We start from the raw sequence: 12,358 nt of genomic DNA on the forward strand, positions 1-12,358 counted from the left end.
TTTTGCGTTGCCAGCAATACTTAATGAGATTGAGCCATAGGCGAAAATCGAATTTAGTAGTGCTCACTTACGAAGTGTGCGTAGAAAACCTTCGGCAAAGTCTTATTTTATCTTATTTTATGAGGAGGTTTTAGTATGACCAAAAAGATTAAAGTAACCAGTTCCATGCGGCTTCAGGTAATCACTGAGTCCGTTAACGGCAAGGAAACCTACAAGACTGTAGCTTTTTCCGGCATTGACTCCAAGATTTCCGATGACGATTTCATGGAGCTGGCAGAGGCTCTTAACTCCCTTATGGAGTATAGTCTGAGCAATGTAGGTAGAGTGAACAGCTATTCCCTTGTTACCGAGTAATGGAAGGAGGACGATGAATTATGGCACAGAAACTTTATTGCGAGTATGAACTCGATAATGATCCTAAGAAGATCAAGACCGTCATTGTTGCAAATCCCGCTGAGGGCATTACCAAGGCAGACGTTCTGGCAGTAATGCAGAAGTTCGTTGACAAGAAGGCTTATGCTGAGGTCACTGGCGTACATGACGCATATCTCAAGGAGACCGTTGTCACCAAGTTGGCCTAAGAAGGCCTAGTGATTGCCCCTCTGCTCGCCCTGTGGCCTGCAGGGGGGTTTTCTTGATAAAGGAGGAGTAAACCTATGGAAGAAACGATTTTATCGGCAGTCAGCACCGTAGGCTTTCCAATAGTAATAACCTTTTATCTGCTGATAAGGTTCCAGACTACCATGGACAAGTTCTGCGACAAGCTGGATGCCCTGATACTGGAAATCCGCAAGGAACACTCGTAAAGCAGTCAGCCAAACTGCCGCCCCGCAAACTACGAACCCAGTAGCTGCGCGGTGTGGCAGTTTTCTTTTGCGCCTGGTACATCCAAAGTACAGCCAAAAAAATAATCCGTGTTGCCATGCCTAAAATTTAGGTGGTGGTTTCACGGATTTTTGTGATTTTCTCCCATTCCCCACTTTGCCCCTCAAAATTGGTCAAAAAATGGGATGGTGTTGTCTCGTGGTGTCTCGTATTTTCCCCATTGCAACCCTATTGCAACCTTTTAGGGGAAAACCGAACAAAAAAGAACGGCCCCCGATTCCTCGGAGGCCTTTGATTTCAAGTGGTGCCGAAGGCCGGACTCGAACCGGCACGTATTTGCATACGGCAGATTTTGAGTCTGCTGCGTCTGCCAATTCCGCCACTTCGGCACTTTTTAGGTTATGCAACTGCGTCACACAACAGTGCTATGTTAACATGATATGCCAATATTGTCAACTGTTTTGGCATAATACTAACGATTATATTTCTCTGCCAGCTCTGCCAACCATTGGGCTGTATCTGACATCAGGGCTCCTGGCAGCATTCTCCAGCTCCAGTTGCCTCCGGAGGTTCCCGGCATGTTCATGCGGTTGTTGCCGTCAAGGGCCAAAATATCCCATACTGGGATAATGGCTGTACGGGCCCGTGATGCATAGGCGCGTTCCACCAGGGCTTTACAAAGGCTCTGGCTGTACTCCCCTTCATGTCCAAGGAGCTTGGCCACCGCATCCCTTGTTTCAATATCAATATCCTCATCAAGCCAACCCACCACTGTATTATTATCATGGGTGCCGGTATAAACAATACAGTTTTCCGGCTCCACGTAATTAATTCTGTGGAATGCGTTGAAATGAAGCTCAAACTGCAATACCTTCATACCAGGGAAGCCGCATTTTTCGCGGAGGGCCTCCACTTCATCAGTGATAATACCCAGATCCTCTGCCACTATTGGCATGCTGCCCAAAGCATTCTGGATCTTGCCAAAAAAGTCCATACCAGGACCCTTCACCCATTCACCATCAATGGCAGTTTCCGCATCCCCGTCAATTTCCCAATAGGACTCGAAGCCGCGGAAGTGGTCAATACGGACCATGTTCACCTGCTCAAACATACGGCATAGACGGTTTATCCACCAACGGTATCCGTCCTTGGCCATTTCATCCCAATCATACTGAGGGTTGCCCCACAGCTGGCCGGTCTTGCTGAAGTAATCAGGAGGTACTCCCGCCACCTTCAGCGGTCTGCCATCCTTGTCCAACTTAAAGAGCTTCTGATGGGACCATACATCAGCACTGTTCTGGGACACGAAGATCGGCATATCACCAAGTATCTTTATGCCCTTTCCGTTGGCATAAATCTTCAGCTCCTGCCACTGCTTGGAAAAGAGATACTGATAGAAGCATTCCCTGCCAATATCCTCAGCCAGTTCTTTTCTGGCTTTTTCCAATGCCTCCGGCTTACGGAGCCGCAAATCCTCCGGCCATTCAATCCAGCCCGCCTGAAGCTGCTGCTTTGAAATAGCCTTGAACAGGGCATATTCCTCCAGCCAATCCTCTTCCTGGCTGCAGAACCCTTCAAATACCGCCATATCATCAGCCTTGGCAGTGCTGAAGAAATTGTCTGCTGCCTTGGCCAGAAGCTTGCCCTTTATCTCACGGGCAAATTTATAATCCGTCTTATTCGTGGCTGGTCTTTCAGGAACCTTTATGTCTTCCTCTGTGAGAAGTCCCATATCCACCAGCTTTTCCAGGGATATGAGCATAGAATTGCCTGCAAAGGCAGATGGTGACGCATAAGGAGAATTGCAGTCATCCACCGGGGTGAGAGGCAATATCTGCCATATTTTCTGGTGTGCCTCCACCAAAAAGTCCACGAACTCGAAGGCCCGCTTTCCCAGATCTCCCACGCCATATTTGGACGGGAAGCTGGTAGGGTGCATCAGCACACCACATTCCCTGTTGAACTTGGACTCCTTCTTTACACATCTGTAAATCTTCACGCTGAAAGGCTTCATTGATACGTGAAGCACATCACGTACCACCTTCAGCTCCCTGCCATCCCCGAAGACATTGACGAAGCTCCCTGCCCAAAGGTCGCGAACGTCCACGTAGACAGTGCGCATCTCCTTGCCCCGGTTCATGAGCACGAGAAAAACATCATTTTCCGCAGGCTCGCCAAAGACGTCCTTGCCGTTATCAATAACCCTTGCATAGCCATATATATCCCCGTCAGAATAAATAGGCAGGAACTTGCCTGTCTGCAGGGCCACATTTTCATTTCTGAGGCGAATCAGCTGCTTATACCACTGGCGCAGCTCCTCGTCTCCGTTCTCCCAGTCATAAGGCAGACGGCAGAATGGATCCTTGAAGCCCTCCATGCCGATTTCATCACCATAATAAATACACGGAACACCCGGGAAGGTCATCTGCCATGCGGCAGCCATCTTCAGACGCTTCTTTCCCAGCTTCAGCTTTTCCTCGTCAAGCTTGAAGGAGGCCTGAAATCTTTCCGGCATTCCCTCACAGGACGGTGCCTCACCCAAAAGAGTCAGTATGCGTTCACGATCATGGCTTCCCAAAAGATTCATCATGGCGTAGAAATTTTGGTCCGGATAATTTTCCTTAAGGCTCATTATTCTGCGGCTGATCTGATAGCCGTCACAATAGCCCAGCAGAAAATCCATTACCACTCTGCGGAAAGGATAATTCATGGCAGAATCAATCTCATAGCCACAGAGATAATGGCGATTCACACCGTAAGCCACCTTATTGGAGGCATCCTCCCACACCTCGCCGATAAGCACGGAGTCCGGATCTGTCTTTTTCAGCTCCTTGTAAAATGCCTGGCTGAATTTTTCCGGCAGCTCGTCAATAACGTCCAAACGCCAGCCGCTGATGCCCTGCTTGTTCCAATAATGAAGAACACTGTCCTCTTTATGGATAATGTAGTCCATATAGGCTGGGGTTTCCTCCTTAACATTAGGAAGATTGGTAAAGCCCCACCAGCTTTCATATTTGTCAGGATAATCTATAAAGCTGTACCAGCTGTAGTAAGGCGAATCCTTGCTCTGACAGGCACCAACGGAATCGTAGTTGCCGTATTTGTTGAAGTAAATACTGTCCTCGCCTGTATGGCTGAACACACCGTCCAAAATGAAGCGGATGCCCATTTCCTTGGCCTCAGCACAGAGCTGGGCAAATTCCTCATTTGTACCCAGAACCGGGTCCGTCTTCATGTAATTTCCCGTGTCATAATGATGGTTGCTGGCAGATTCAAATATGGGGTTAAGATAAACCACCGATATTCCCAAATCCTTTAAATAAGGGAGCTTTTCCCTTATGCCGGCAAAATTGCCCCCGAAGAAATCATAGGCAATTATTTCCATGCTGTCCGGATCCTTGAAATAACGCGGCTTGTCCTTCCATGAGGCATGGTAGAGGGCATTTGGCTTCTCCACCATTTCATTCCCCTTGCGATAAAATCTGTCGGGGAAAATCTGATACATTACGGAATGCTTAAACCAGTCAGGAGTTTTTGCTTCCTTATTATATACAGTAATCTGATAGGCAGCGTGGGGACAGTCGGCAAGCTGCCCTCTGCCCCCCAGCATTTCATCATTGTTGCTGTAAAAACACAACTGGCCATCCACATTGATTATAAAATAGTACCAGAGCAGGGTCCCCTTTTTGGGCATATTAATATACCCCTCATAATGCTCGCCGTCTTCCATGCGGGCCATGGTATAAATGGTTTCCCCCACCCGGTCTTCCCAGAGGCGGACTTTGACGCAGCCAATCTTGGTTTCACTGTCGGTTTCCACCTTCAGTCTCAGCCGCACCTTGCTTTCCGTTGCAGCCGCCCCCACCGGGAAGCGATAAAATTCATTTTGTGAGTCGTGAACAATGTTTAGCAATGCAGCCACATAATGACCTCCTCACAGCATATTAATCAGGATAAAAGCTTATTATACATATCAATATATTCGCTTGCTGACTTCTTCCAATCGAAATTGGACTTAACGGCATTCCTCTGAAGCATGTGCCAAATCTGGATATTGTCATATTCCGTAAGGGCCCGCTTGATGCAGTACATCAGGTCATGGGCGTTGATGTTGGCAAAGGTGTAGCCGTTGCCGGTGTTATCATACTTGTTAAATGGTCTGATGGTATCCTTCAGGCCGCCAGTCTCACGGACAATTGGCACAGTACCATAGCGCAGGGCTATCATCTGGCCAATACCGCATGGCTCGTAGATTGATGGCATAAGGAAGAAATCCGCACTGCCGTAAATCTTCTGGGCCAAATCGTTGGAGAAGAAGATATTTACGGACACCTTTGTAGGGAAGCGCCACTGGAGCTCACGGAACCAATCCTCATATACCTTGTCTCCGGTACCCAGAATAACAAACTGGCATTCCTCATGGGTCAGAAGCTCGTCCAGGATTCTGATAATGAGCTCAATGCCCTTGTTCTCCACCAGACGGGAAACCATGGCCAGCATTGGAACACCACGATTTACAGGAAGTCCCAGCTGCTCCTGAAGTTTCTCCTTATTGTTAAGCTTCTTATCGAGGGAATGGATATCAAAATTCTCATACAGATATTTGTCCGTTGCCGGATTAAATACTGAATTATCGATACCATTAACAATACCACGGATATCCTCACTGCGGGAGCGAAGCAGGCCGTCCAGATTCTCCCCGAAGAATTCGTACTGAATTTCCTGGGCATAGGTGCGGCTCACTGTGCTGATTTTATCAGCATATACAATACCGCCCTTCATGAAGTTTACACAATCATTAAACTCCAGATCGCCGTTGTTGAAATACTTCCAATCAAGTCCCAGTACATCTCCCATGATGTTCTTGTCGAAAATGCCCTGATACTTCAAATTGTGAATGGAGAATACGGTCTTGATATTCTCATAACGGCTGTCCCCCTGGTGCTCCAGCTTAAGGAACACATTTACAAGTGCTGCGTGCCAGTCATTGCTGTTGATAATATCTGGCCAGAAATCCATGGTTGGCAGCAGATTCAGCACCGCACGGGAGAAGAAGGAAAATCTCTCTGCATCATCATAGTAGCCATAAAGGCCATCACGATAGAAATACTCCTGATTGTCTACAAAATAATAGGTAACGCCTTCATATTCCAGCTTGTCCACACCGGCATATTTTTCACGCCAGGAAACTGGCACAGTTATATCCCCAACATGCTCCATCAGATTGCGGAATTCCTCCGGAATATTGCTGTACTTAGGCAGAATAACCCGTGCGTCAACCCCTTCAGCCTTCAGATATTTAGGCAGGGAACCGGCCACGTCAGCCAATCCGCCAGTTTTAATAAAAGGAACTGCTTCAGAAACTACATACAATACTTTCATAACTTGCACCTCTCTCTATGCATCGGCCTTCTTCCGACCCCTGGTTGTTTTCTTAGGCTTCTCACTTACTTCTTTTTCATCCTTGGCCTTTGTCGTTGCGGCCTTACGGGTCCGGGTTTTTGGCTTTGCTTCAGTTTCAGCCTCCTGGGCAGCTGCCTTTGGTTTTCTGCCCCTGGTAGTCTTTGGCTTGGCTTCCTTTTCCCCTTCGTCTTCAGCCTTTGCGGCAGTTTTTCTTGTTCTGGTTGTCTTTGGCTTGGCTTCTGCTTCTTCCGTAGCCTCTGCCTTTGGCTTTCTGCCTCTGGTGGTCTTTGGCTTGGTTTCTGCTTCTTCCTCAGCCTTTACGACAGTTTTTCTCGTTCTCGTTGTCTTAGGCTTGGTTTCTTTTTCTTCCGTAGCCGTTGCCTTTGGCTTTCTGCCTCTGGTGGTCTTTGGCTTGGTTTCTGCCTCTTCCTCAGCCTTGGCAGCCGCCTTTGTGGTTGCTGTCTTCTTGGCTGTGGTGGTTTTCTTTTCAGCAGTTGCAGTTTTCTTTGCAGTTGCTGTCTTGGTAGTTGTGGTCTTCTTTGCGGTGGTCTTGCGGGTGGTCTTCTTCACCCCATCACCGCTGGGGGACTGCAATTCCAGATAAATGGTTGCCAAAGGCGGTACTGTTACCAAAATGGAGTTTTCTTTCCCCTGCCATGGCACATCCTCGGAAATAATGTCATAATCATTTAATACATTGGAGCCACCAAATTCCTCGGCATCACTGTTGAATACTTCGCGGTAAACTCCTGCCATAGGAACACCAAAGCGGTAGCCGTGGCGCACCTCCGGGGTGAAGTTTGTAATAGCTATTACGAAGGAACCATCCTCCGCTTTACGAATAAAGGATACCAAACTGTCATCAGCATTATCACAATCAAGCCACTCAAAGCCTCTCCAGTCAAAATCCACCTCCCACAGGGCTTTGTGGTCAACGTAAAATTTATTAAGGGCTCTTGAATACTCCAGCATCTGGGTGTGCTTTTCGTACTGCTCCACCAGATGCCAGTCAAGGCTGTCATCAAAATTCCATTCAATAAACTGACCAAACTCGCCGCCCATAAAGAGCAGCTTCTTGCCAGGGTGGGACATCCAATAGCCAAAGAAGGCGCGGAGTCCCGCAAATTTCTGCCAGTAGTCACCAGGCATTTTGCTGATAAGGGAACACTTGCCGTGAACCACTTCATCATGGGACAAAGGCAATACAAAGTTCTCGCTGAAGGCATACATCAGAGAGAAGGTAACCTTGTCATGGTGCCACTTGCGGTAAATAGGATCAAGGCTTACATAACGGAGAATATCGTTCATCCAGCCCATGTTCCACTTGTAGTTGAAGCCCATACCGCCCATGTAAACAGGCTTGGAAATATTTGGCCATGAGGTGGACTCCTCGGCAATCATCAGAGCCTGCGGGAAGCTCTTAAATACGGCCTCATTGAGCTTATGGAGGAAGTCAATGGCCTCCAGATTGCCATCGCCGCCAAATTTATTTGGTACCCAGTCCCCGTCCTGACGGCCGTAGTTCAGATAGAGCATATTGGCCACGGCGTCAATGCGCAGACCGTCAATATGATACTGATCCATCCAGAACATGGCATTGGAAATAAGGAAGCTCTGGACCTCAGTGCGGCCATAGTCAAAGTTTACAGTACCCCAGCCCGCATTATCTGCCCGCTGGATATTGTCGGATTCGTAAAGGTTGGTGCCATCAAAGTCACGAAGGCCCTGGTTATCCTTGCAGAAATGGCCAGGAACCCAGTCCATAATAATGCCGATACCATTTTGATGGGCTCTGTCCACCAGATAACGGAACTCGTCCGGCTTGCCATAACGGCTGGTTACAGCATAGTAGCCAGTGGCCTGATAGCCCCAGGAGCCATCAAATGGATGCTCGCAAAGAGGCATCAGCTCAATATGGGTGTAGTTCATGCTCTTTACATAGTCCACCAGCTGGTCAGCCATATCCATGTAGGAGAGGTATTCCCCGTCAGGGGTACGTCTCCATGAGCCAAGATGCACCTCATAGGTGAGCATTGGACGGCTGTAGGAAGGATGGTCCTCCTTAAACTTGGCCCACTTGCTGTCCTTCCACTTATAGTGGTTCATGTCATAGACGATGGAAGCAGTCTCCGGCTTTTTCTCAGCAAAGAAACCATAAGGGTCAGCTTTCATAATATGAGGACCCTCATGCTGTGGCAAAATAGCGTATTTGTATACAGTGCCCTCTCCCAGATCCGGGATAAAGAGGTTCCAGATTTCTCCGTCCCCCAGCTTGGACATCTTATTTACCCTTGTATCCCAGTTGTTGAAATCGCCCACAACTGAAACTTCCTTGGCATGAGGTGCCCAGACGGTAAATCTTACGCCCTTTTTGCCATCCTGCTCCATTATATGGGCGCCAAGCATTTCATAGGCACGGAAATTGGTTCCCTGATGGAACAAAAACAGATCAAACTCACTTAATTCAGATGTATTCATGTAAACCCCTCTTACTTAATTTCTACTGGTTCAATATCCCAAATATCCTCGGCGTACTCAGTAATGGTACGATCGGATGAGAAAATTCCGGAATTGGCAATGTTGATGGCAGAAGATCTGAGCCATGCATCATGGTCCTGATAACGGCGGACAATCTCCTCATGTGCCTCAATATAGGAATCGAAGTCCTTCAGAATGAAGAACTCATCATTACTGTTAATCAGATAATCAAAGATGGTCTGGAAGTTGCCGTATGTGCCATCAGTGAGCTGGTTCATAACGGTGCGTACACGCTCGTTGGTATTGTATTCATCCCAGGCATTGTAGTTGCCGTTTTCATAATAGGCGAGAACCTCCTCGGCTCTGAGGCCAAAGATTACGCAGTTATCATCACCCACCTGCTCGTGGATTTCAACGTTGGCACCGTCCAGGGTTCCAAGAGTAATGGCTCCGTTCATCATGAACTTCATGTTGCCGGTTCCGGAGGCTTCCTTGGAAGCGGTGGAAATCTGCTCGCTGACATCAGCAGCAGGATATACCATTTCGCCCAAAGTTACCCCAAAGTTTTCAAGGAATACCACTTTAATCTTGCCGTTAATGCTTTCATCGTTATTAATCTTGTCAGCCACGGCATTAATAAGGCGGATGGTTTCCTTTGCGGTGTAATATCCAGGTGCAGCCTTGCCGCCGAAGAAATATACCACTGGAACTGGCATATCATAATCAGGATCGTTCTTCAGACGGTTGTACTGATACATAATATGCATTATATTCATGAGCTGGCGCTTGTAGGAGTGAATGCGCTTAACCTGAATGTCGAAAAGGGAATCTATCTTAATACGAACCTTGTTGTGGGACAATACATACTGTGCCAAAGCACGTTTTCTGGCTCTCTTCACCTTGTTAATGGCCTTGAGGAAATCAGGGTCATCCACATATTTATTAATCTTCTTTAAGAGCCTAATATCACGGCGCCACTCACGGGTCAGCTTGTCATCAATAAGGTGTGCCAAATCGTTGTTGGCGCTGACGAGCCAGCGGCGATGGGTAATGCCGTTGGTCTTGTTGTTGAACTTTTTAGGGAATACCTTGTAGAAATACTTCAAGGTACTGGTCTTTAATATGTCAGAATGAATTCTGGCCACGCCGTTGACGCTGTAGGAGCCCACCACTGCCAAGCGGGCCATGTGAACCTGGCCATCCTCGATGATGGAAAGCTCGCGAACCAGTGCCTCATCTCCAGGGTACTTTTTGCGGATACCATCAAGGAAGCGGCGGTTAATTTCCTCCACGATCATGTAGATACGTGGCAGCAGCTCCTTGAAGAGGCCAACCTCCCATTTCTCCAGTGCCTCCGGCAAAATGGTGTGGTTGGTATATGCGCAGGTCTGGGTGGTAATATCCCATGCATCCTCCCATTCAATACCGTAGTCATCCACCAGAATACGCATCATCTCTGGCACTGCAGTGGCCGGATGTGTATCATTGATATGGATGCCGATCTTGTCGGAAAGATCATAAACGTTATCGTGGGTCAGCATAAAGTGACGGATAATACTCTGAACGCCGGCAGACACAAAGAAATACTCCTGCAACAGACGGAGCTTCTTACCATCGGAAAGCCTATCATCAGGATAGAGGTACTCAGTGATACGGCTTACCCACCGACGATACTCCTGACGCTGGTTTATCTCCTCCTGGGTCAGGGTGGCGTAGTCGGAGAAATCCATATTAACCTCTGCATTCCAGAGGCGCAGTGTATTTACAGTGGTATTCTTATAGCCGATAACCGGTACATCGTATGGAACTGCCATAATGTCAGTATAGTTCTCATAAACCAGCTTCAGCTCGTCCTCACCAGGCACTTCCTTCATATAAGCGTGACCGCCTACACGGACATTTACAGCCTTGTTAGGCTTTCTGAATTCCCAGGCGTAGCCATCGCGGAGCCAGTTATCCGGAATCTCAATCTGGGTTCCGTTAATAATTTTTTGCTCAAAAAGGCCATACTGATAACGGAGTCCGCAGCCATGGGCCGGCAATGCCAGTGACGCCATGGAATCGATGAAGCAGGCTGCCAGACGGCCCAGACCGCCATTGCCAAGGCCCGCATCAGGCTCCTCGTTATAGATGTCCTCAACCTTTAAATTCAGCTCCTTCAACACGCTTTTCAGGGCATTCTTCAAATCCAGATTAATCAGATTGGTGTCGAGAAGTCTGCCCAGCAGGAACTCTATGGAGAAATAATAAATCTGCTTGTTATCGTTAACAGCGTACTGTTTATTGGTTTTAATCCAGTTTTCAGTGGTGAACTGCTTTACCACTGCCGCAACGGCGTTGTAAATCTCATTTTTGGAAAGATCCGCCAACTCACGGCCATAAAGAATCTTGGATGTAAGAATAAATCGTTCCTTTAGTTCTTTTTTGATTTCATCAATATCTCTGTCGATAAATGCCATATAATCACTCCCATATAATTATAAAAAGCCAAACAGGCCCCTGACGATAGGATAGCCCTTATCATCAGCGGCCTGAAATCATTTATTAAATAACGGTGCTCTTAGCAATAATCAAAGGATAATTCTCAGCACCTTTTAACCACTGATCCTCAGAAACGACGACGTTCTTGTCGCAGATTACATCTCTGAGCATTGCATATTGCTCTATCTGGCATTGCTCCATAATGATGCAGTCCTTGATTTTAACGCCCTCTGCCACCTTTACGCCTCTAAAGAGAACGCTGTCCTCAACCTCGCCATAAATCTCACAGCCGTTGCCAATAAGGGAATTGGTAACCTTGGCAGTATTCTTGTACTGAACAGGAGCCGCATCCTTGGTCTTGGTGTGAATTGGGAAATCGCTCATAAAGAGCTCATTCCATATATCAGGATTTAATATGGCCTTGTTGGCGTTGAAATAAGCCATGGTGGAATTAATTCTGGCGGAAAAGCCCTTGTGCTCGTAGCCATAAATGCTGAAATCATCCATGTGACGGATAATTCCATCCACCAGCATACTGCTGCCACCCCGTTCAAAGGTGGAGGTGACCAGCTTTACCAGGGTGTCCTTACGCATGAGGTAGATGCCCATAAAGTCATTGGAGCCCTTGGTGGAGGTCATGCGCTTGGCGATGTCCGTAACCTTGCCGTTTTCGGCGATTTGCATGGAAGCAGCCTCCCCAGGCAGGTCCTCACGGGCCTTGCTGTAAACCATGGTAATATCTGCCCCTGTATTCTGGTGGAACAGGAGAATATGTCTAAAATCAATATTGTATACAGTATCAGCCTGTACCAGGAATACGTACTCAGCTGAACTGCGCATAACGAAATCTATATTTTGATAAAGTCCGGCAAGAGGAGTAGCATTTCCGTTATCGCCGTCATTTGGGAGATAAGCCAAGCCATCACGATGACGTGCCAGATCCCAATCCTTACCAGAGCGCAGATGGTCAAAAACTGGTCTTGCCTTTTTTGATACAAGAACACCTACATGGCCAATACCGGAGTTTACCAGGCTGGACACAGCAAAATCCAGTATGCGATAGCGACCAGCAATAGGAAGTGCGGCCACTGGACGGTGTTCACAAAGCTCCTTCAGCATACTATTGGCACCATCGAGTCTTATAATCCCCATTACATTACCCAATATGATC

General features: G+C 47.5%; 8 protein-coding genes and 1 tRNA gene. 3 read left to right on the forward strand and 6 right to left on the reverse strand.

The genetic code is table 11. From position 1 onward, the window contains the following. The first annotated feature begins 135 nt into the window (after positions 1-135). From T525_RS0108930 to T525_RS15915, 3 genes are all read left to right on the forward strand, one after another. The gene (locus T525_RS0108930; protein WP_027406915.1) at positions 136-354 is read left to right on the forward strand and encodes a DUF1659 domain-containing protein; all 219 of its coding nucleotides are present in this window, start codon (positions 136-138) and stop codon (positions 352-354) included. Positions 355-374: 20 nt separating this feature from the next. Then, positions 375-581, forward strand: coding sequence for a DUF2922 family protein (locus T525_RS0108935; protein ID WP_027406916.1), 207 nt, complete (start codon positions 375-377; stop codon positions 579-581). A gap of 75 nt (positions 582-656) precedes the next feature. Then, positions 657-806 (forward strand): YvrJ family protein, encoded by a 150-nt coding sequence (locus T525_RS15915; RefSeq protein WP_072031649.1) that lies wholly within the window; start codon positions 657-659, stop codon positions 804-806. Positions 807-1,127: 321 nt separating this feature from the next. On the opposite strand, the gene T525_RS0108945 is transcribed toward T525_RS15915, so the two are convergent. The 6 genes from T525_RS0108945 to glgD all read right to left on the reverse strand — a co-directional run bounded on the left by T525_RS0108945 (position 1,128) and on the right by glgD (position 12,351). Next, a tRNA-Leu gene (locus tag T525_RS0108945) sits at positions 1,128-1,214 on the reverse strand. Between the two features lie 83 nt (positions 1,215-1,297). Continuing rightward, positions 1,298-4,747 (reverse strand): 4-alpha-glucanotransferase, encoded by a 3,450-nt coding sequence (gene malQ, locus T525_RS0108950; RefSeq protein WP_051533523.1) that lies wholly within the window; start codon positions 4,745-4,747, stop codon positions 1,298-1,300. 26 nt (positions 4,748-4,773) lie between these two features. Beyond that, on the reverse strand, positions 4,774-6,207 hold the full coding sequence (gene glgA, locus T525_RS0108955; protein WP_027406918.1) for a glycogen synthase GlgA: 1,434 nt from the start codon (positions 6,205-6,207) through the stop codon (positions 4,774-4,776). Between the two features lie 15 nt (positions 6,208-6,222). After that, a complete protein-coding gene (gene glgB, locus T525_RS0108960) occupies positions 6,223-8,706 on the reverse strand; it encodes a 1,4-alpha-glucan branching protein GlgB (RefSeq protein ID WP_027406919.1) in 2,484 nt (827 codons plus the stop codon). A gap of 11 nt (positions 8,707-8,717) precedes the next feature. Then, entirely contained in the window at positions 8,718-11,165 is a 2,448-nt protein-coding gene (locus T525_RS0108965) for a glycogen/starch/alpha-glucan phosphorylase (RefSeq protein ID WP_027406920.1), read from the reverse strand. An 85-nt stretch (positions 11,166-11,250) separates the two neighbouring features. Continuing rightward, the gene (glgD, locus tag T525_RS0108970) at positions 11,251-12,351 is read right to left on the reverse strand and encodes a glucose-1-phosphate adenylyltransferase subunit GlgD (protein WP_027406921.1); all 1,101 of its coding nucleotides are present in this window, start codon (positions 12,349-12,351) and stop codon (positions 11,251-11,253) included. Positions 12,352-12,358 lie beyond the last annotated feature (7 nt).

Source organism: Anaerovibrio sp. RM50 (genome assembly GCF_000622005.1).
Taxonomy (GTDB): Bacteria; Bacillota; Negativicutes; order Selenomonadales; family Selenomonadaceae; genus Anaerovibrio.

Coding starts and splice junctions, on each gene's coding strand:
- T525_RS0108935 (WP_027406916.1), top strand. CDS start 375: ATGGCACAGAAACTTTATTGCGAGTATGAACTCGATAATGATCCTAAG.
- T525_RS15915 (WP_072031649.1), top strand. CDS start 657: ATGGAAGAAACGATTTTATCGGCAGTCAGCACCGTAGGCTTTCCAATA.
- glgA (WP_027406918.1), bottom strand. CDS start 6,207: ATGAAAGTATTGTATGTAGTTTCTGAAGCAGTTCCTTTTATTAAAACT.
- glgB (WP_027406919.1), bottom strand. CDS start 8,706: ATGAATACATCTGAATTAAGTGAGTTTGATCTGTTTTTGTTCCATCAG.
- T525_RS0108930 (WP_027406915.1), top strand. CDS start 136: ATGACCAAAAAGATTAAAGTAACCAGTTCCATGCGGCTTCAGGTAATC.
- T525_RS0108965 (WP_027406920.1), bottom strand. CDS start 11,165: ATGGCATTTATCGACAGAGATATTGATGAAATCAAAAAAGAACTAAAG.